At 71.9% G+C, this 20,580-nt stretch carries 18 protein-coding genes; 8 read left to right on the top strand and 10 right to left on the bottom strand.

Annotated elements, in window-relative coordinates:
- Positions 1-82 precede the first annotated feature (82 nt).
- Positions 83-1,345, top strand: coding sequence for a nucleotide sugar dehydrogenase (locus tag D581_RS0126965; RefSeq protein ID WP_018960268.1), 1,263 nt, complete (start codon positions 83-85; stop codon positions 1,343-1,345).
- 131 nt (positions 1,346-1,476) lie between these two features.
- Positions 1,477-2,148: a hypothetical protein gene (locus D581_RS0126960; RefSeq protein WP_486585886.1), complete on the top strand. Its 672-nt coding sequence runs from the start codon at positions 1,477-1,479 to the stop codon at positions 2,146-2,148.
- 84 nt (positions 2,149-2,232) lie between these two features.
- Here D581_RS0126960 and D581_RS0126955 read toward each other — a convergent pair whose 3' ends face one another.
- From D581_RS0126955 to D581_RS0126940, 4 genes are all read right to left on the bottom strand, one after another.
- Positions 2,233-3,357: a GuaB3 family IMP dehydrogenase-related protein gene (locus tag D581_RS0126955; protein WP_007453079.1), complete on the bottom strand. Its 1,125-nt coding sequence runs from the start codon at positions 3,355-3,357 to the stop codon at positions 2,233-2,235.
- Positions 3,358-3,473: 116 nt separating this feature from the next.
- The gene (gene guaB, locus D581_RS0126950) at positions 3,474-4,976 is read right to left on the bottom strand and encodes an IMP dehydrogenase (RefSeq protein ID WP_026290945.1); all 1,503 of its coding nucleotides are present in this window, start codon (positions 4,974-4,976) and stop codon (positions 3,474-3,476) included.
- A gap of 137 nt (positions 4,977-5,113) precedes the next feature.
- A complete protein-coding gene (locus tag D581_RS0126945; RefSeq protein WP_018960265.1) occupies positions 5,114-5,689 on the bottom strand; it encodes a sigma-70 family RNA polymerase sigma factor in 576 nt (191 codons plus the stop codon).
- A 278-nt stretch (positions 5,690-5,967) separates the two neighbouring features.
- Entirely contained in the window at positions 5,968-6,579 is a 612-nt protein-coding gene (locus D581_RS0126940) for a response regulator transcription factor (protein WP_003948568.1), read from the bottom strand.
- A 421-nt stretch (positions 6,580-7,000) separates the two neighbouring features.
- Here D581_RS0126940 and D581_RS0126935 point away from each other — a divergent pair, with 421 nt between their 5' ends.
- On the top strand, positions 7,001-7,330 hold the full coding sequence (locus D581_RS0126935; RefSeq protein ID WP_018960264.1) for a WhiB family transcriptional regulator: 330 nt from the start codon (positions 7,001-7,003) through the stop codon (positions 7,328-7,330).
- A gap of 189 nt (positions 7,331-7,519) precedes the next feature.
- Here the strand turns inward: D581_RS0126935 and D581_RS0126930 are convergent, their stop codons facing one another.
- On the bottom strand, positions 7,520-8,410 hold the full coding sequence (locus D581_RS0126930) for a LysR family transcriptional regulator (protein WP_018960263.1): 891 nt from the start codon (positions 8,408-8,410) through the stop codon (positions 7,520-7,522).
- Positions 8,411-8,490: 80 nt separating this feature from the next.
- Here D581_RS0126930 and D581_RS0126925 point away from each other — a divergent pair, with 80 nt between their 5' ends.
- From D581_RS0126925 to D581_RS0126915, 3 genes are all read left to right on the top strand, one after another.
- Complete coding sequence (locus tag D581_RS0126925) at positions 8,491-9,159, top strand: MOSC domain-containing protein (RefSeq protein ID WP_018960262.1); 669 nt, start codon at positions 8,491-8,493, stop codon at positions 9,157-9,159.
- Positions 9,160-9,377: 218 nt separating this feature from the next.
- Positions 9,378-10,961 (top strand): outer membrane protein assembly factor BamB family protein, encoded by a 1,584-nt coding sequence (locus D581_RS0126920; RefSeq protein WP_018960261.1) that lies wholly within the window; start codon positions 9,378-9,380, stop codon positions 10,959-10,961.
- Between the two features lie 52 nt (positions 10,962-11,013).
- On the top strand, positions 11,014-11,787 hold the full coding sequence (locus D581_RS0126915; protein WP_018960260.1) for an SDR family NAD(P)-dependent oxidoreductase: 774 nt from the start codon (positions 11,014-11,016) through the stop codon (positions 11,785-11,787).
- Positions 11,788-11,990: 203 nt separating this feature from the next.
- On the opposite strand, the gene groL is transcribed toward D581_RS0126915, so the two are convergent.
- The 3 genes from groL to D581_RS0126900 form a co-directional block, all read right to left on the bottom strand.
- Positions 11,991-13,616: a chaperonin GroEL gene (gene groL / locus D581_RS0126910; protein WP_015610787.1), complete on the bottom strand. Its 1,626-nt coding sequence runs from the start codon at positions 13,614-13,616 to the stop codon at positions 11,991-11,993.
- Positions 13,617-13,714: 98 nt separating this feature from the next.
- On the bottom strand, positions 13,715-14,023 hold the full coding sequence (groES, locus tag D581_RS0126905) for a co-chaperone GroES (protein WP_003966899.1): 309 nt from the start codon (positions 14,021-14,023) through the stop codon (positions 13,715-13,717).
- Between the two features lie 332 nt (positions 14,024-14,355).
- A complete protein-coding gene (locus D581_RS0126900; RefSeq protein WP_018960259.1) occupies positions 14,356-15,279 on the bottom strand; it encodes a polysaccharide deacetylase family protein in 924 nt (307 codons plus the stop codon).
- 161 nt (positions 15,280-15,440) lie between these two features.
- Here D581_RS0126900 and D581_RS0126895 point away from each other — a divergent pair, with 161 nt between their 5' ends.
- A complete protein-coding gene (locus D581_RS0126895; RefSeq protein ID WP_026290944.1) occupies positions 15,441-16,664 on the top strand; it encodes a THUMP-like domain-containing protein in 1,224 nt (407 codons plus the stop codon).
- Positions 16,665-17,448: 784 nt separating this feature from the next.
- Here the strand turns inward: D581_RS0126895 and D581_RS0126885 are convergent.
- Both D581_RS0126885 and D581_RS0126880 read right to left on the bottom strand, forming a co-directional pair.
- Positions 17,449-17,913, bottom strand: coding sequence for a VOC family protein (locus tag D581_RS0126885; RefSeq protein ID WP_018960257.1), 465 nt, complete (start codon positions 17,911-17,913; stop codon positions 17,449-17,451).
- 153 nt (positions 17,914-18,066) lie between these two features.
- The gene (locus D581_RS0126880) at positions 18,067-19,647 is read right to left on the bottom strand and encodes an MFS transporter (RefSeq protein WP_018960256.1); all 1,581 of its coding nucleotides are present in this window, start codon (positions 19,645-19,647) and stop codon (positions 18,067-18,069) included.
- A 127-nt stretch (positions 19,648-19,774) separates the two neighbouring features.
- On the opposite strand from D581_RS0126880, the gene D581_RS0126875 reads away from it, so the two are divergent.
- On the top strand, positions 19,775-20,536 hold the full coding sequence (locus D581_RS0126875; protein ID WP_018960255.1) for a TetR/AcrR family transcriptional regulator: 762 nt from the start codon (positions 19,775-19,777) through the stop codon (positions 20,534-20,536).
- Positions 20,537-20,580 lie beyond the last annotated feature (44 nt).

Here is a 20,580-nt window from a genome sequence, read left to right as displayed (position 1 = left end):
GGTCATATTTACGCCTAGTCTGACATTGCACTGTCCACAGCAGTTGCGATCTTCGCTCTCCGCACTTAGGGGGTCTTCCTGTATGCCCGCAGACCTCGCCGTCATCGGACTCGGCCACCTCGGCCTGCCCCTCGCCCAGGCCGCCGTGACCGCCGGGATCGCCACCGTCGGCTACGACCCCGACCCACGCCCCTACGCGGAACTCGGAGCGGGCCGCACCCCGGTCGAGGGCACCCTCACCGCGTCCGAGATCCGCCGCATGCTCTCCGGCGGCTTCCGGCCCACCACCGACGCCGCCGAGCTGGGCCGGGTCCGTACCGCCGTGATCTGCTCCCCCACCCCGCTCGGCCCCGACCGGGCAATCGACCTCACCGCGCTCCGCGACGCCGCCCGCGCACTGGCGGCCCGGCTGCGCCCGCACACCACCGTGCTGCTGGAGTCCGCCGTGCCGCCCGGCACCACCGAGAACGTCCTGCGCCCCCTGCTGGAGGAGGGATCCGGGCTCGTCGCCGGACGCGACTTCCACCTCGCCTGCTCGCCGAGCCGGCTCGACCCCGGCAACCGCACCCACGTCCTGGCCAACACCCCCAAGGTCATCGGTGGCCTCACCCCCGCCTGCACCGAGTCGGCGGCCGCCTTCTACGGACGGCTCACCGACAAGGTCGTCCGGGCCCGCGGACCGCGCGAGGCGGAGATGACGAAGGTGCTGGAGACCAACTTCCGGCACGTCAACATCGCGCTGGTCAACGAGATGGCGGTGCTCTGCCACGACCTCGGCGTCGACCTCTGGGACGTCATCCGGTGCGCCGAGACCAAGCCGTTCGGCTTCCAGCCCTTCCGGCCGGGACCCGGCGTCGGCGGACACGGCGTCCCGGTGGACCCGGGCTGTCTGCCCTACAGCACCCGCACCCCCGGGCACCCGCTGCGGATGGTCTCGCTGGCGCAGGAGATCAACGACCGGATGCCCAGTTACGTCATCCAGCGCTGCGCCACCCTCCTCAACGAGCACGGCAAGTCCGTCCGGGGCGCACGCGTCCTGCTGCTCGGCGTCACCTACAAGCCGGACAGCGCCGACCAGGAGGCCGCCCCCGCCCGCGAGATCGCCGCCCGGCTGATGGACATGGGCGCCCAGATCGGCTATCACGACCCGCACGTCCTGGACTGGCGGGTGCGCGAACGGCCCGTCCCGCGCGCCGACTCGCTGTACGAGGCGGCGGCCGCGGCCGACCTGACCGTACTGCTCCAGCAGCACCGCACCTACGACCTCCAGGGCCTCGCGGTCAAGGCCCAACTGCTCCTGGACACCCGGGGGGCCACTCCCGCGGGGGCCGCGCACCGGCTCTGAGACGGGAACGGGAGGCCGAAAAGGATTGCCGGTGACCGGATCCGGTACGTACTGCTACCCTGCGGCGTCACAGCGCGCACATACGTGCGCAACCGCACACGCGTGCGCAGCCATCCAGGGGGAGCCCCACCGTGAGTCAGCCCGTGCAGCCGCCGAACCAGCCCCAGCAGCCCTACGGCGGTCAGCCCGTCGACGTCAACCCGTACGCCGGCCAGCCGGGCCAGCCCACCCCCGCCGCACCGACAGGCAACCCGTACGGGCAGCCCGCCCCCTCCGCCCCGACCGGCAACCCCTACGGGCAGCAGCCCCCGGCCCCGACCGGCAACCCGTTCGCGGGTCAGCAGCCCGGCCAGAGCGCCCCGTTCGGCGGCGGCGCGCCCTTCGCCCCGGCGCCCCCGGCCCGCGACAACAACATCATGCTCGGCGTGCTGGTCGCCCTGGGCGCGGCCGTCGTCGCGGGCATCCTGTACGGCGTGATCGCGGGCTCGATCGAGCGCGAGGTCGGCTACGCGGCGGTCGGCGTCGGCTTCCTGGTGGGCTTCGCGTCCAGCAAGGTCGGCGGCTCCAACCCCGCAGTCATCGGCGCCGCGGCCGTCTTCTCGATCGGCGCCGTCTACCTCGGGCAGCTCGTCGGCATCTCGATGGTCCTCGCCGACCTGGCGCAGATCCCCTTCTCCGAGGTCATCGACGACCACTTCGGCAGCGTGACGGACGCCTGGTCGCAGGAGGCCGACTTCATGACCTACCTCTTCCTCGCCCTCGGCGCGGCCGCCGCCGTCGGTGGCGCCAAGAAGGCCGGCTGAAAGCACCCCGCAGGGTTCATACGGAAGGGCCCGGACCGATCGAACAATCGATCGGTCCGGGCCCTTCCGTATACGGACGAGAGGTCAGCGGCGGTGCTGCGAGTCCGCCACCGTCACCTCGACGCGCTGGAACTCCTTGAGGTCGCTGTAGCCGGTGGTGGCCATCGCGCGGCGCAGGGCGCCGAAGATGTTCATCGAACCGTCCGGAGTGTGCGAAGGACCGGTGAGGACCTCCTCCGTCGTCCCGACCGAGCCGAGGTCGACCAGCTTGCCGCGCGGCACGTCCTCGTGGACGGCCTCCATGCCCCAGTGGCGGCCGCGGCCGGGAGCGTCCGTCGCGCGGGCCAGCGGGGAGCCCATCATCACGGCGTCCGCACCGCAGGCGATGGCCTTCGGCAGGTCGCCGGACCAGCCGACGCCGCCGTCGGCGATGACGTGCACGTACCGGCCGCCGGACTCGTCCATGTAGTCGCGGCGGGCGCCGGCGACGTCCGCGACGGCGGTGGCCATCGGGACCTGGATGCCGAAGACGTTGCGCGTGGTGTGCGCCGCGCCGCCGCCGAAGCCGACGAGGACACCGGCGGCGCCGGTCCGCATCAGGTGCAGGGCGGCGGTGTACGTGGCGCAGCCGCCGACGATGACCGGGACGTCCAGCTCGTAGATGAACTGCTTCAGGTTCAGCGGCTCGGCCGCGCCCGAGACGTGCTCGGCGGAGACCGTCGTACCGCGGATGACGAAGATGTCGACGCCCGCGTCGACGACCGCCTTGGAGAACTGGGCGGTGCGCTGCGGGGAGAGCGCGGCGGCGGTGACGACGCCGGAGTCGCGCACCTCCTTGATGCGCTGCCCGATCAGCTCCTCCTGGATGGGGGCGGAGTAGATCTCCTGGAGCCGGCGGGTCGCGGACTCGACCGGCATCTCGGCGATCTCGTCGAGCAGCGGCTGCGGGTCGGCGTGCCGGGTCCACAGGCCTTCCAGGTTCAGCACGCCCAGACCGCCGAGCTCGCCGATCCGGATGGCGTGCTGCGGGGAGACCACGGAGTCCATGGGAGCGGCCAGGAACGGCAGCTCGAAGCGGTAGGCATCGATCTGCCAGGCGATCGAGACCTCCTTCGGGTCCCGGGTGCGACGGCTCGGAACGACAGCGATGTCGTCGAATGCGTAAGCCCGGCGGCCGCGCTTGCCGCGCCCGATCTCGATCTCAGTCACGATGTGTGGCCTTTCCCTCTACGTCTGCGCTGACCAGTATCCCCGACACAGGGGTGAGGGGCGGTACCGGGAACTCCGGTCCGCCCCTCACCTGCGGTGACGCCTTACTTCCTGCGTTACTTACGGCTGTAGTTCGGTGCTTCCACCGTCATCTGGATGTCGTGCGGGTGGCTCTCCTTGAGCCCCGCCGAGGTGATCCGGACGAACCGGCCCTTGCTCTCCATCTGGTCGACGGACGCGGCGCCGACATAGCCCATGGTCTGGCGGAGGCCGCCGACGAGCTGGTGGAGGACGTTGGCCAGCGGGCCGCGGTAGGGCACCTGGCCCTCGATGCCCTCGGGGACGAGCTTGTCGTCCGAGGACACCTCGGCCTGGAAGTAGCGGTCCTTGGAGTAGGACCGGCCCTGTCCGCGGGACTGCATCGCGCCGAGCGAGCCCATGCCGCGGTACGACTTGAACTGCTTGCCGTTGATGAACATCAGCTCGCCCGGGGACTCCTCGCAGCCCGCGAGGAGGCTGCCCAGCATGACGCTGTCGGCGCCGGCGGCCAGCGCCTTGCCGATGTCGCCGCTGTACTGGAGGCCGCCGTCGCCGATCACCGGGACGCCCGCGGCACGGGCGGCGAGCGCGGCCTCGTAGATCGCGGTGACCTGCGGGACGCCGATGCCGGCGACCACGCGGGTGGTACAGATCGAGCCCGGGCCGACGCCGACCTTCACGCCGTCGACTCCGGCGTCGATCAGGGCCTGGGCGCCGTCGCGGGTGGCGACGTTGCCGCCGATGACGTCGACGCCGACGCTCGACTTGATCTTCGCCATCCAGTCGAGGGCGTTGCTGTTGTGTCCGTGCGAGGTGTCGACGATCAGGAAGTCGACCCCGGCGGCCGCGAGAGCCTGCGCGCGGTCCAGTGCCTCGGGGCTGGCGCCGACGGCCGCGCCGACCAGCAGACGGCCTTCGGCGTCCTTGGCGGCGTTCGGGTACTGCTCGGCCTTCTTGAAGTCCTTGACCGTGATGAGGCCCTTGAGGATGCCCGCCTCGTCGACCAGCGGCAGCTTCTCGATCTTGTGGCGGCGCAGCAGCTCCATGGCCTCCACGCCGGAGATCCCGACCCGCCCGGTGACCAGCGGCATCGGCGTCATGACCTCGCGCACCTGGCGCGACCGGTCCGACTCGAAGGCCATGTCGCGGTTGGTGACGATGCCGAGGAGCTTGCCCGCCGGGTCGGTGACCGGCACGCCGCTGATGCGGAACTTCGCGCAGAGCGCGTCCGCCTCGCCGAGCGTGGCGTCGGGGTGCACGGTGATCGGGTCGGTGACCATGCCCGACTCGGAGCGCTTGACCAGGTCGACCTGGTTGACCTGGTCCTCGACCGAGAGATTGCGGTGCAGCACGCCGACGCCGCCCTGACGGGCCATGGCGATGGCCATCCGTGCCTCGGTCACCTTGTCCATGGCGGCCGACAGCAGGGGGATGTTCACCCGTACGTTGCGCGAGATGAGCGACGAGGTGTCGACCGCGTTGGGCAGAACCTCGGACGCGCCGGGCAACAGCAGCACGTCGTCGTAGGTCAGCCCGAGCGTCGCGAACTTCTCGGGCACTCCGTCGACGTTTGCAGTCATGACACCTTCCCCAAATGGCCTTGATCGGTGCGGATGTCCATGCTAACGGGCTCCACGGGCGTCTCATTCCACGATCAAGATCACTTGGCTGATCTGTAGCTTCCTACAGCGCCTCCGGCGGGGGCCGGCGGGGGTGCCTACTGCTCGGCGAGCGCCCGGAGCCGGCTGAGCGCGCGATGCTGGGCGACCCGGACCGCGCCCGGGGACATCCCGAGCATCTGGCCGGTCTCCTCCGCGGTCAGCCCGACCGCGACGCGCAGGACCAGCAGCTCGCGCTGGTTGTCCGGGAGGTTGGCGAGGAGCTTCTTGGCCCAGGCGGCATCACTGCTGAGCAGGGCGCGCTCCTCCGGGCCGAGGGAGTCGTCGGGCCGCTCCGGCATCTCGTCGGAGGGGACGGCGGTCGACCCCGGGTGGCGCATCGCGGCGCGCTGGAGGTCGGCGACCTTGTGCCCGGCGATCGCGAAGACGAAGGCCTCGAAGGGCCTGCCGGTGTCCTTGTAGCGCGGCAGCGCCATCAGCACCGCGACGCAGACCTCCTGCGCCAGGTCCTCCACGAAGTGGCGAGCGTCACCGGGAAGGCGGTTCAGCCGGGAGCGGCAGTAGCGCAGGGCGAGCGGGTGTACATGGGCCAGCAGATCATGGGTGGCCTGCGCGTCGCCGTCGACGGCCCGGTGCACGAGGGCACCGATCACCGTGGTTTCGTCATCGCGCATCGGACCATGGTGCCCTGAGGCCACCGGGTCCGCCCCACCGCGTCCCGAGTTGTGCACCGAAGCGTTATGAGCGGGTGCGCCGGATGTCATGTCCTGCGCCCTCCCCTTCCGCTCGACCGAATCGTTCCTGAGGAACTCCACGACTCAAGGATGCGTCATCGGCCGGGAAGCGTCACATGGCGCCGCTGAGCGGGCCCGGATACGGGGGTGTGGAGCCGATGGCCCGCTCCGTGACCCCGTCCGCCGGTCTGCGGACGGGGCGCGGCCCGGGCCGGTCGTCAGCGGACCAGGCCCCAGCGGAATCCGAGGGCCACCGCATGGGCGCGGTCCGAGGCCCCGAGCTTCTTGAACAGGCGCCGGGCGTGGGTCTTGACCGTGTCCTCGGAGAGGAACAGCTCACGGCCGATCTCCGCGTTGGAGCGGCCGTGGCTCATCCCTTCGAGGACCTGGATCTCCCGCGCGGTGAGTGTGGGCGCCGCCCCCATCTCGGCGGACCGCAGTCGGCGCGGGGCGAGCCGCCACGTCGGATCGGCCAGCGCCTGGGTGACGGTGGCCCGCAGTTCGGCGCGCGAGGCGTCCTTGTGCAGATACCCGCGGGCCCCGGCGGCGACCGCGAGCGCGACGCCGTCCAGGTCCTCGGCGACGGTCAGCATGATGATCCGGGCCCCGGGGTCGGCGGAGAGCAGTCGCCGGACGGTCTCCACACCTCCCAGACCGGGCATGCGTACGTCCATCAGAATCAGATCCGAACGATCGGCGCCCCAGCGGCGGAGGACTTCCTCGCCGTTGGCCGCCGTCGTCACGCGCTCGACGCCGGGCACGGTGGCCACCGCGCGACGGAGCGCTTCTCGGGCAAGCGGGGAGTCGTCGCAGACGAGGACGGATGTCATGACCGTCCTCCGCAGCTGATGCGCGTCACCTTGAGCCTCCAGGCTGATACAAGTCGTCACCTGTGCGGTTGACCCCCTCGGACATGTGCCCGAGCCGGATATCCGTCAACCGCATCCGCTCTCTTAACGACGGTCACTCGAAAGAGTTACGGGTCGGGCGGCCGGGTTCGGCACTCTACGTGAAGGGCCGCACACGGAGGAGAGTGGCGCGGGTGATTCACCCGTCAACCGAATCTTCACTCGTTGGCATGCCCTATTCGGCACGATTTCTTCCCTTTTGAGGGTGTCTGTGGCTAGATTCGCAATCAGTCATATTTACATCTACTAGCACCGCAGATGTACGGTCGAGACTTCGGTCACACCGATCACAGACGGTCGAGGATGCCGCTTCCGACGCAGCACAGCTCCGAGGGGACAAGCAATGGCAGATTTCTCCCGCCTTCCCGGACCCAACGCCGACCTGTGGGACTGGCAGCTGCTCGCCGCCTGCCGAGGCGTGGACAGCTCCCTGTTCTTCCACCCCGAGGGTGAGCGCGGCGCGGCCCGGAGTGCCCGCGAGACCTCCGCCAAGGAGGTCTGCATGCGGTGCCCGGTACGTGCCGAGTGCGCGGCCCACGCCCTGGCCGTGCGAGAGCCCTACGGAGTGTGGGGCGGCCTGACGGAGGACGAGCGCGAAGAGCTGATGGGCCGGGCCAGAACCCGGCTGATCACCGCGGCTCCCACTGCCGGACCGGGCCCCGGCACCACCTGACACCCGTACGCGGCAACCGAACGCAGAAACGTTTCTTCGACGCCTTCAGCCATCCGGCGCGCGACCGGCCGCAGCGAGGCCGGATCCCTCACCGTCCGTGGGCCGCGGGCCCGGCGGGCGCCGCGGCTCCGTGCGGTCTCAGCGGGCGCGGGCCCCGTGCGGTCTCAGCGGGCGCGGCCCCGTTCGGTCTCAGCGGGCGGCCGTGCGCGCCAGCTGGTCCAGGGTGGCCGCCACCGCCGGGACCCGGGCCAGGTCCGGCAGGGTCAGCGCGACGATCTCCCGCTCGATCGCGGGCTCGACCGGCACGGCCCTGGCCCCCTTGGGGCGCACCGACTCGACGGCCAGCTCCGGCAGCACCGCCACCCCGAGCCCGGCCCCGACGAGCCCCATCACCGCCGGGTAGTCGTCCGTGGCGAAGTCGATGCGCGGGGTGAAGCCGGATTCCTCGCAGACCTCGACCAGCTGCCGGCGGCAGCGCGGACAGCCCGCGATCCACGACTCGTCGGCCAGTTCGCCGATGGACACGCTCGATGCCTCCGCCAGCCGGTGCCCCTCCGGGACGAGACCGATCAGCCGGTCGGTGAGCAGCGGCCGGACCACCAGGTCGTCCCATTCGCCGCCGGTGCTCCCGTAACGGAACGCCAGGGCGATGTCGCAGTCGCCCTCGCGCAGCAGGTCCACCGAGCGCGGCGGCTCGGCCTCGACGAGCGACACCCGGGTGCCGGGGTGTTCGGCGCGCAGGGCGGCCAGCGCCCCCGGGACCAGGGTGGAGCTGCCGCTGGGAAAGGAGACCAGCCGGACCCGGCCGGCCCGCAGTCCGGCGATGGCGGCGACCTCCTCCTCGGCGGCGGTCAGCCCCGCGAGGATGCCGGAGGCGTGCCGTACCAGCGCCTCGCCGGCCTGGGTGAGGCGCATCTCGCGTCCTGTGCGGATCAGCAGCGTGGTGCCCGCGGAGGACTCCAGGGCCTTCATCTGCTGGCTGACGGCGGGCTGGGTGCAGCCGAGTTCGCGGGCTGCGGCGGAGAACGAGCCGGTGGTGGACACGGCGCGCAGGACACGGAGGTGGCGAGCTTCGATCACCCGGCCAGCATAAGGAGTTCTTGGAGGCTGGGCGAATTCACGAGAGGACCCTTTGGGATCAAGGAGGTTAGCGTGACCCCATGAAGCTGCTGACCGTGAACGTCGGGCAACCTCGCCCCTCCGTGCGGACCGACGGCCCGGGTGGTCTCACCGGGATCGACAAGCGACCGGTGGACGGCCCGGTCGAGGTCCTCGACCCCGGGCCCAAGGGCGACGGCGGCAGCGGACTGGCCGGGGACGCGGTGTGCGACCTGCGTCATCACGGCGGCAGCGACCAGGCGGTGTACGCCTTCGCCCGGGAGGAGCTGGACGCCTGGGAGCGGGAGCTGGGCGGCCGGAAGCTGGCCAACGGGGTGTTCGGCGAGAACTTCACGACCCTGGGCCTCGACGTCAGCGGCGCGCGGATCGGCGAGCGCTGGCGGGTGGGCACGGACCTGGTGCTGGAGGTGACCTCGGGCCGCGTCCCGTGCCGGACCTTCGCCCACCACCTCGGGGAGGAGGGGTGGGTCCGGCGGTTCACCCGGCAGGCTGCCACGGGCGCCTATCTGCGGGTGATCGAACCGGGGGCCGTCCGCGCCGGGGACCCCGTCGAGATCGTGCACCGGCCGGACCACGAGGTCACCGCCGCTCTGCAGTTCCGGGCCGTGACGACCGAACGCACCCTGCTGCCCGCGCTGCTGGCCGCCGGGGAGGCGCTGCATCCCGAGGCCCTGCGCAAGGCGCGGGAGTACGCCGCGCGGCAGGGCTGAGGGCCGGGCCGACGGTCCCGTACGGAGGGAGGCGGCCGTCCGGTGCGGGGAAGCGGCGGCCCGGTGCGGGGAAGCGGCGGGCCGGTGACGTGGCGTCATCCGCCGCGTGGTCCGAGGGCGTTGCGGCGGGAACTGGATCGGGGTGCGGCGCGTCCACCAACAGTGACCTGTGCCCGAGGAGAAGTCTTCGAGCCGAGTGGCGTCTCAGGGGGAAGACCATGCCCGACCCGCAGCAGCCCTGGTACTCCCCGGGCCCGCCGCAGCAGCCCGTTCCCGGCAACCCGTACGCCTCGGACGGCGGCGCGCCCCAGGGGTTCGGGCCGCCGACCGCGCCGGCACCGCCGCCGCGTCGCCGGTTCGGCCGGGGGCCGGTCGTCGCCGCGGTCGTCGCACTGGTGCTGGTGGTCGTGGCGGGAGGGGCGTACGCGCTCTCCGACCAGTGGCGGGACGAGCCCGCGAAGCCCGTGGCGAAGGAGTCGCCCGGGCCCTCCGGACCGGCGTCCCCGTCCGGAACCCCCGCGGCGGGCGGCCCGGAGCTGAGCCGCATTCCGACGACGAAGGAGGTCGCCGCCGCCCGGAAGCCGGACGAGTCGGCGGCGTGGGTCGTCGACGACAGGACCGACCTGCCGAAGCAGATCAACAAGGTCCACGATCTGTGGATCGTCGGCGACACCGCGGTCCAGGCCCTGCACCGGAAGGTCACGGCCTACCGGCTCTCGGACGGCGCCGAGGTCTGGAACGTCGACCTGCCCTCCTCCGTCTGCGAGACGCCGGCCAACCCGACGCCCGACGGCAAGGTCGTGGTCTTCCATCACGAGCGCCCCGACAACGAGCGGGGCAACCAGTGCAACCGGATGCGGATGATCGATCTGAAGACCGGGAAGCAGGGCTGGCACAAGGAGCTCGACGAGCCCGGTGACCGGGACAACACGTTCATCGTCTACAGCGCCATCAGCGGCGACGTCCTGTCCGTCGCCCGGAACATGCAGGCCATCACCTACCGGATGGACGACGGGAGCAAGCTCTACGAGATCCCCCGGGAGCACAAGAACAAGTGCGTCCCCGACGACGTGGCGGGCGGCGCCGCCCGGCTCCTGGTGACCTCCGACTGCATGATCGCCATCGACCGGAGCAAGAACTACGGCCAGGTCCGCGAGCTCGACCCGCGCACCGGCAAGGTCCTGTGGCGCTACCGGATGAAGACCGGCTGGAGCTTCGGCAGTCTGATCTCCATGGACCCGGTCGTCTTCACCACCTACAACAACGAGGACACCGCGAGCGACTGGCGGATCACGGTCCTGGACCCCAAGGGCAAGCACCGCACCACCTTCGACGCCCGGGGCAAGGGTTTCGAGCACTGCGGCGGGGACGGGGCCGGCGGAAACATCCAGCCCTGCCGGGGCGCCGGGGTCGGCAAGGGCCTCATCATGCTGGGCGGCACCGAACAGGTCGGCGCGTACGACCTGAAGACCGGAAAGTTCCTGTGGGGCATCAAGTCCGACGAGCTGCGCAGGCTGTACCCGCTGCGCGCGGAGGACGGCAAGTCGATGCTCGTCTACGAGGCGGCCACGTCGAGCCGCCCCGGCCGGACCTTCCTCATGGGCCCGCGCGGCGCCGGCACGGAGACGAACGTCGTGAAACACCCGGTGGCGACCGCGCCGTGGGAGTACGAGATGTCCATGGGGCACACGGCCCTCGTCGACGGGCGGCTCGTCCTGTCGTCGACGCACATGAGCGGCGACGAGGACCGGAAGCCCGTGCGCGAGGCCCGCATGCTGTCCTTCGCCCCTGTCGCGCCTTAGACGCAGCGGGCGGGTACGCCGCCCGGTCGTGAGGGGCACTAACGTGCCGCGTATGACGACTGCACTGATCACGGGCGCGACGGCGGGCATCGGGGCCGCGTTCGCGCGGCGGCTCGCGGCCCAGGGGCACAACCTGGTGCTGGTGGCACGGGACATCGCGCGGCTGCGCGAGCAGGCCACCGAACTGCACGACCGGCACGGCATCGAGGCCGAGGTGCTGAGCGCCGACCTGTCCACGGAGGGCGGGATCGAAGCGGTGGTGAAGCGTCTCGTCGACCGCACGCACCCGGTCGATCTGCTGGTCAACAACGCCGGGTTCGGCAACAAGGGGCGCTTCCTGGAGGTGTCCATGGCCGACGAGCTGACGATGCTGAAGGTGCACTGCGAGGCGGTGCTGCGGCTGACCTCGGCGGCTGTCGCCGGGATGAGGGAGCGGGGCCGGGGCGGGGTCGTCAACGTGGCGTCGGTCGCGGCGTTCGTGCCGCGCGGTACGTACGGGGCGTCCAAGGCGTGGGTCGTGCAGTTCACCCAGGGCGCGGCGCGGGATCTGGCCGGGTCGGGGGTGCGGCTGATGGTGCTGTGCCCCGGGTTCGTGCGGACGGAGTTCCACGAGCGAGCCGGGATGGGCACGGACAACATCCCGAACTGGATGTGGCTCGACGCGGACAAGCTGGTGGCGTCCGCGCTGACGGACCTGGCCCGGGGGAAGACGGTGTCGATCCCGGACCCGCGCTACAAGGCGCTGATGGGGCTGGTGAAGGTCGCCCCGCGGGGCCTGCTCGGCGGGGTCACGTCGCGGACGGGGCGCAAGTACGGTCCGCAGTAGCACGTACGGTCCGCCGTAGCGCCGCACTCCGCTGCTGTGCGGCGTACGGATGCGGTAAGGGTGTGCCGTACGGGAGTGGTTCCACCCCCTCCCGCGTCCGGCGCACGGCTCGCCGCGAGGAACGCACCGAGGCCCGGCGCCCCCGCGACGGGGGTGCCGGGCCTCGGGCGTACCGAACGGCCTACCGAACGGTGCGGGCCGTACTAGTGGGAGTGGCCGTGGCCGCCGTGACCGGCGTCGCCCTCGTCCTCGGCCGGCTTCTCGACGACCAGGGTCTCGGTCGTGAGCAGCAGCGACGCGATGGACGCGGCGTTCTCCAGGGCGGAGCGGGTGACCTTGACCGGGTCGATGACGCCGGCCTTGACCAGGTCGCCGTACTCGCCGGTGGCGGCGTTGAAGCCCTGGCCCTTGTCGAGCTCGGAGACCTTGGAGGTGATGACGTAACCCTCCAGGCCGGCGTTCTCGGCGATCCAGCGCAGCGGCTCGACGGCGGCGCGGCGGACGACCGCGACACCGGTGGCCTCGTCGCCGGTCTTGCCGAGGTTGCCCTCCAGGACCTTCACCGCGTGGACGAGGGCGGAGCCACCGCCGGAGACGATGCCCTCCTCGACGGCGGCGCGGGTCGCCGAGATGGCGTCCTCGAGGCGGTGCTTCTTCTCCTTGAGCTCCACCTCGGTGGCGGCGCCGACACGGATGACGCACACGCCGCCGGCCAGCTTCGCGAGGCGCTCCTGGAGCTTCTCGCGGTCCCAGTCGGAGTCCGTGGACTCGATCTCGGCCTTGATCTGGTTGACGCGGCCCTTGACGTCGTCGGAGTTGCCCCCGCCGTCGACGATGGTCGTGTCGTCCTTGGAGACGGTGACGCGGCGGGCGGTGCCCAGCACGTCGAGACCGGCGCCGTCGAGCTTGAGGCCGACCTCCTCGGCGATGACGGTCGCACCGGTGAGGGTGGCGATGTCACCGAGCATGGCCTTGCGGCGGTCGCCGAAGCCCGGGGCCTTCACCGCGACGGCGTTGAAGGTGCCACGGATCTTGTTGACGACGAGGGTGGAGAGCGCCTCGCCCTCGACGTCCTCGGCGATGATCAGGAGCGGCTTGGAGGCGCCGGCCTGGATGACCTTCTCCAGGAGCGGGAGCAGCTCCTGGATGGAGCCGATCTTGCCCTGGTGGATCAGGATGTACGGGTCGTCGAGGACGGCCTCCATACGCTCCTGGTCGGACACCATGTACGGGGACAGGTAGCCCTTGTCGAAGGCCATGCCCTCGGTGAACTCCAGGTCCAGACCGAAGGTGTTGGACTCCTCGACGGTGATGACACCGTCCTTGCCGACCTTGTCCATCGCGTCCGCGATGAGCTCGCCGACCTGGGTGTCCTGCGCGGAGAGCGCGGCCACGGCGGCGATGTCGGACTTGTCGTCGATCGGGCGGGCGGTCGCGAGGAGCTCCTCGGACACGGCCTTGACCGCGGCGTCGATGCCCTTCTTCAGGGCGGCCGGGGAGGCGCCGGCGGCGACGTTGCGCAGGCCCTCGCGGACGAGCGCCTGGGCCAGCACGGTCGCGGTGGTGGTGCCGTCACCCGCTACGTCGTTGGTCTTGGTCGCCACCTCCTTGACGAGCTGGGCGCCCAGGTTCTCGTACGGGTCGTCGAGCTCGACCTCGCGCGCGATGGTGACACCGTCGTTGGTGATGGTGGGAGCGCCGAACTTCTTGTCGATGACGACGTTGCGGCCCTTGGGGCCGATCGTCACCTTGACCGTGTCGGCAAGCTTGTTGACGCCGCGCTCAAGGGCGCGACGGGCGTCCTCGTCGAACTTAAGAATCTTCGCCATGGGCTGTGTTCCCTCTCAAAATGAACTGCGCCCCTCGCCGCCCGGCTAGTTATTTCGCAGGGGGCCAGGGGCGCAGAACACAAGCAAACGTGGGTGAGTTACTTCTCGACGATCGCGAGAACGTCGCGGGCCGAGAGGACGAGGTACTCCTCGCCGTTGTACTTCACCTCGGTGCCGCCGTACTTGCTGTACAGGACGACGTCGCCGGTCTTGACGTCGAGCGGAAGCCGCTCGCCGTTCTCGAAGCGGCCCGGGCCCACCGCGAGGACGACGCCCTCCTGGGGCTTCTCCTTCGCGGTGTCCGGAATGACCAGGCCGGAAGCCGTGGTCTGCTCGGCGTCGAGCGGCTGGACCACAATGCGGTCCTCGAGCGGCTTGATCGCAACCTTGGAGCTGGTGGTCGACACGATCCGGTCTCCCCCTTCGGAGATCTCACGGGGTTTAACAGTCTGTGGGCGGCGACCTGACCGGCCCGTCGTCGCGGGTGCCGGACCTGCCCTGTCGCGCAAGGTGGTTCTGGCACTCTCCAGGGGGGAGTGCCAGCACCGAGACTATGACCGCGATTAGCACTCGGTCAAGCGGAGTGCCAATTCACCACCCTCGCGCCGTCCCGATCGGGGCCCCGTCGGGGCCCCGTCCGGACAACGCCGGGGTGGCGCGTGACGTTCCGGCAACGGCGAACGCGCGCGCAGCGGGGGCTGAGCGCGCGTTCACGGCCGGGTGCGGGGAAGGACGCGGGTCAGACGTAGTCCTCCAGCTTCGCCACCGCGTATCCCTTGTCGGTGATGGTCTTCATGACCTGGCGGATCATGTCGGGCATCGACCCCTTCCAGTCCTCCTTGCCCCGGAAGTGGGTGAGGACGATGTCGCCGGGGTGCAGGTCCCGGTCCCACTCGCGCCATTCCATGTGGTCGGGGAAGGCCTCGGAGGACCACAGGGGCACGGCGGTGATCCCGCAGGACTTGGCGACGACGAGGGTGTCGCGGTTGTAGTTGCCGTAGGGCGGGCGGAAGAGGGTGGGCCGCTTCCCGTAGTGCTGGAGGATCTTCTCCTGCTGGCCGCAGATCTCCCGCTTCTGCTCGCCGGCGGAGAGGCCGGGCAGATAGCGGTGGTTGAGCGTGTGGTTGCTGATCGTCACCCCGCGCTTCTGCATCTCCTTGAAGTAGCCGTAGTCGTCGTTGATGACGTAGTCGCTGACGAACGCGCTGTACGGGATATCCAGTTCGGTCATCATCCGCAGCAGCTCGGGGTCCTTCTCCGCCCCGTCGTCCATCGTCAGGAAGACGATCTTCTCCTTGGTCGGGACGGTGGTGAAGACGGGCGGCAGCCCGGCGTCGTCCCGGACCTCGAAGCCCTTGCGGGTGGTGATGCGCGGCTTCACCTTCGGCGGCTCGGGGGCCGCGAGCGGGGTCCTGGCCAGTCCCCACTTCTTCGCGGCGACGGCCCGCGCCGCCTGCTTCTTCCTGAGCGCCTCGGCGTAGGTGTCCAGGGCGCGGGCGGGCCCGGCCTCCGGAGCGGCCTCGCCCGGCTGGCCGGCGGCGGGCTTCGCGGGGCCGCCGGGAGTTCCCGGGCCACCGCCGCCCGTCTCCGCCGCGCACCCGGAGGCGACGGCGGCGGCCAGCAGGGCCGCCAGCACGACGGCACCCGATCTGTGCCACTTCATGGCTGCTTTTTCGTTTTGTCGTACTAGCTGCATGGCGCCGCATCCTGCCAGCCGTCGGCCCGCCCCCCGCCCCGACACCGCGAGCGGGTCGGCGCCGTCCCCCGGCCGGCCCACAGCGGCCTCCGGCGGCGCGGGCAGCGGCACCCGGCGCAGCGGCCACAATGGACCGGGTGAACGCGACGAACCCCTCCGCCCCGGACGACGACCCCGCGCGCGCCGCCTTCGCGGCGCTGCGCACTCCCGAGGGCGAGCAGCTGCTGGCCGAGCTGCGCGACCACGACCCCGCCGACGAGCTGGCCGCCGCGACCCGGCTGCGCCGCACGCACCCGGCGGAGCTGGTCTCGGCGGCCCTGGGCCAGGCCCGGCTGCGGCAGCGGGCGGTGGCCAAGTTCGGGGCCGAGGACGCCTACCGGATGTACTTCACGCCCAACGGGGTCGAGCAGGCCACCCGCACCTCGGTCGCCGCCCACCGCGCCGCCCGGTTCGCCGGGCTCGGCGTGCGGAGCGTGGCCGACCTGTGCTGCGGCATCGGCGGCGACGCCCTCGCCCTGGCCCGCGCCGGGATCTCCGTCCTGGCCGTGGACCGCGACCCGTTGACCGCCGAGGTGGCCCGCGCCAACGCGGAGGCGCTCGGTCTGGCGGGTCTGATCGAGGTGCGGTGCGCCGATGTCACGGAGATCGACACCGCCCCGTACGACGCGGTGTTCGTGGACCCGGCCCGGCGCGGCGGACGCGGCCGCATCTTCGATCCGGAGGCGTACTCACCGCCGCTGTCCTGGGCGGCGGCCGCCGCGCTGAAGGCCCCGAGGGCGGCGCTGAAGATCGCCCCGGGCGTGCCGCACGAGGCGATCGGCCCGGAGGCGGAGGCCGAGTGGATCTCGGACGGCGGCGATGTGAAGGAGGCGGTGCTCTGGTACGGGGAGGGCTTCGCGCCCGGCGCGTTCCGGGCCACGCTGCTGCCCTCCGGGGCGACCCTGACCGCCCCGGCCCCCCTGCCCGCCCCGCCCGTGGGCCCGGTCGGGCGCTATCTGTACGAGCCGGACGGCGCGGTGATCCGGGCGCATCTGGTCGCCGACATCGTCGAGCGGTGCGGCGGGCGGCTGGTGGACGAGACGATCGCGTACGTCACGAGCGACACGCGGTACTCCTCCCCGTACGTCTCCGGGTACGAGATCACCGACCGGCTGCCGTTCAACATGAAGAAGCTGAAGGCGCTGCTGCGGGAGCGGGGGGTCGGCGTACTGACCGTCAAGAAGCGCGGCTCGGCGGTCGAGCCGGAGGAGCTGCGTCGCCGGATGAAGCTGAGCGGTCCGCACGCGGCGACGGTGTTCCTGACCCGGGTGGCGGGGGCTCCGACGATGCTGATCGGCCATCCGCTGGGCTGACCCGCCCGGCGGGCCCCATCAGGACGCCCACCACCCAACGGCGGTGCGCCAGGGCCGTGACCGCGCCGGTCAGCGCGGTCAGCCAGGCGACCATGCCGACGCCCATCACGAGGGCGACCAGCCCGTACGTCTCCCGGCCGGGCCGCGCGTTCGCGGGCCCGAGCACACAGAGGGCGAGCCCCACCGCGCCCAGGACGAAGGACAGGAGCAGCCAGGCGAGGCTCGTCCCGGGCATCCGCAGCCGCCGGTCGCGCTCCGGGTCCCGGTCGAGCGCGCCCCAGGCGGCGAGCAGCGAACGGACCTTCCGGTCCCGCGCGACGCCGAGGCAGAAGAAGATGACGGCCGGGATCAGCACCGTCGCGCCGCTGAGCAGGCTGACGATTCCGCCGACGACGCTGGTGAAGTCGACCAGGTCGACCGCCCGCTCGAACAGGACGATCCCGGAGCCCACCAGAGCCCAGCCGATCGCGACGAGCCCCGCCCACATCCACAGCAGCCCGAGCCGCCCGGGACCCACGTGCATCCTCACCAGCTCGCCCAGGACCACCGCCCGGTCGGCGAGCAGCGCCTCACGGTCGGGCCAGGAGCGGATCTCGGCAGGCGGCGGAGGCGGCGGAAGAGGGGCACGGCGTGGCATGCACAGAACACTACCGACCGGGCCACGAGGGTCCGCGCACGCGCTCGTCCGGGCCCTCACTGCCGCGCGCCGGCTCAAGCTCCGGCGACCCGCTACCCGCTACCGGCTACCGGCTACCGGCCCAAGCTCCTTCGGCCGCGCGCCCGTTCAGGCGTCGCGCAGCGCCTGGATGTCCAGCTTGCCCATGCCGAGCATCGCCTTCATGGTCCGGTCCGCCTTCGCCGGGTCCGGGTCGGCCAGCAGGCGCGGCAGCTCGTTCGGCACGATCTGCCAGGAGACCCCGTACTTGTCCTTGAGCCAGCCGCACTGGCCTTCTTCGCCGCCCTCGGAGAGCGCGTCCCAGAGCCGGTCCACCTCGGCCTGGTCGGCGCAGTCCACGGAGAGCGAGATCGCCTCGGTGAAGGGGAACTGCGGCCCTCCGTTGAGCCCCAGGTAGTCCTGGCCCGCGAGCCGGAACCCGACGGTGAGCACGGAACCCGTCTCGCCCGGGGCGGATTCTCCGTAGTGGGTGACGTCCAGGATGCGGGAGTCCCCGCCGAAGATCGCGACGTAGTGCTCGGCGGCCTCCTCGGCCTTGCCGTCGTACCAGAGACAGGGCGTGATCTTCTGCATGATCTTCTCCTCGTCGGGCCGTCCACACGTCCGGACCGGACGGTCCGGACGTGTGGAAGGTAGACCCGGTCCGCCGCCCGAACTCATCGGACACGCCCCGGCTTGGCCGCCCCCACCCGGGCGGGCTCAGCGGGAAGCGGGGGTGGCACATGCTCAGCGGGAAGCGGCGTCGTCCTCCCGCTCGGCGCCCCGGTTCCGCGCGGCCCCCCGGTTCCGCGCGGCCCCCCGGTTCCGCTCGGCCCCCCGGTCCCGCTCCACGCCCGTCGGCCCGCCGAGGGCCTTCCGCTCCGCCGGCAGCAGGACGTAGGCCGCCAGCGCGGCCGCCGTCAGGAGCCCCGCGGCGGCCCAGAACGCGGCCGCGTACCCCGCGGACAGCTCGGTGCGCCCGGTGGAGCCTGCGGTGACCCGGGCGGCGACGGTGACCAGGACCGCGAGGCCGAGCGAGCCGCCGACCTGGCGCGAGCTGTTGAGCAGCCCGGAGGCCATGCCGGTCTCGCCGGTGGCCACGTCGGTCGTCGCGGCCGTGCCGAGCGGCACGAAACAGAGCCCGATGCCGAAGGAGCAGAGCAGCGACGGGCCGAGGATGGAGACGAGGAAGCCGCCGTCGACCGTGGCGGTCGCCGCGAACCAGGCCATGCCGAGCGCGGCCAGCGTCGCGCCCGCCGTCATCAGCCGACGGATGCCGAGCGCGGCGACCGCCCGGGTGGCGAGGATCGAGCCGGCGACGACGCCCACGCAGAACGGCAGGAACGCGAACCCGGCGGCGGTCGGCCCGAACCCGAGGACCAGCTGCATGTAGAGCGAGACGAAGTAGAACGCGCCGAACTGGGCCGAGGCCAGCAGCAGACAGAACAGGTTCGCGGTCAGCACCGGCCGCCCCCTCAGCAGGCCGGGCCGGAGCAGCGGCGACGCGGTCCGCAGCTCGACGGCGACGAAGGCGGCCAGCAGGATCACCGCGGCGCCGAGGGAGGCGAGCGTGACCGCCGAGCCCCAGCCGTGGTCCGAGGCCCGCACCAGACCGAGGACCAGCAGTGTCGTCCCGGCCGTGACCAGCAGCGCCCCGGCCACGTCCAGCCGCGCCCCGGGCCGCCGCCCCCCGCCGACGGGTCCGGTGCGCGCGGCGGCGGCCAGCGCGAAGGCGACGATCGGCACGTTGACCAGCATCACGGACCGCCAGCCCGTCGCGTCGGTGAGCACCCCGCCCGCCAGCACCCCGACCGCGCCGCCCGCCGCGCCCGCCATGCCCCACAGCCCGAGCGCCCGGGACCGGGTGGGCCCGGCCGGGAAGGCGAGGGTGATCAGGGCGAACGCCACCGGGGAGAGGGCCGCCGCGCCGACGCCCTGGACGGCCCGCGCCGCCACCAGCGACCCGGGCGACCAGGCGAGCCCGCCGGCCAGGCTGGCCAGGCCGAAGAGCACCAGACCCGCCGTCAGGACACGGCGCGGACCGGCCAGGTCGGCGAGCCGGCCGCCGAGCATGAGGAGCCCGCCGAAGGCGAGGGCGTAGGCGTTCACGACCCACAGCAGCCCCTCCCCGCCGAAGCCGAGGTCGCTGCGGATGTCGGGCAGCGCGACGTTCACCACGGACATGTCCAGCGACACCAGGAACTGCACCGTGAGCGCCACCACCAGCAGCCACCGCGCGTGCCGCGCCCCCGCGCCTCCACCGGCCCCCACGCCCGCCGTCCCGTCCTCGGGACCTCTTCCCGTCCCGCTCTTCCCCGCGCCGTCCATGACGTCCCCTTCGCTTCGCGCTTCCCTCGACCGGGAATTACCATACACGTATAGAAAATAGGCGCCGATGCATCGGGAGAGTCCCGCGGCGGACCGGAGCAGGGCCCCGGAAGGAGAGAATGCCCAGGTGTCAGGCACCGAGAAGACCGAGAAGACAAAGAAGATGAAAAATCCGGTGACGGGCGGCAAACCGGACGCGTCCGGGCAGCCCACGGGACGGCCGGCGGGACGGCCCGTGGGGCGGCCCCGCCGGCTGGACCCGGAGGTGATGGTCGCCACCGCGCGTCGCATCGTCGAGGAGGAGGGCGTGGCCGCCCTGTCCATGCGGCGGGTGGCGAAGGAGCTGGGCAGCACCCCCATGGCGCTCTACCACTACGTGCAGGACAAGGACGAGCTGCTGATGCTCACCCTGTCCGGAACGGCGGCGGCGTTCCCGCGCCCGGAGCTGCCCGAGGACCCGCGCGAGCGGCTGGTGGCGGTGGCCGCGCACCTGCACGACATCATCGGCCGGATCCCCTGGGTGCTGGACATCCTGGCACTGGGCGAGCTGACGGACCGCAACGCGCTGTGGATGGTGGAGGAGATCATCGACTGCGCGCTCGCCTGCGGCCTCTCCCCGGCCCGCTCGGTGCGGGCGTACCGGACGATCTGGAGTTACGTCTACGGGGACCTGGTCTTCCGCAGGGCGGCGGCCCGCCGGGCGGAGAACCCGTCGCGCCGGGAGTTCTTCCCGGAGATGGTCACCGAGCAGGACGCGGCGGAGCTGCCCCGGCTCACCGAGGTCAAGGACCGCTGGCGGGAGTACGCCGCCGACTACGAGACCGTCGAGGAGCTCGAAGCGATCGTGGACGGCCTGCTCAGGCGCGGGACGCGGAACGCGAAGGCCTGACCGGGCCGCCGGGGCGCGAAAGCCTCACGGACCGGACCGCCGGG

The organism is Streptomyces sp. CNB091 (assembly GCF_000377965.1).
Note: the sequence above shows the minus strand (reverse complement) of the source record. Positions and strands in the feature narration are given on the sequence as shown.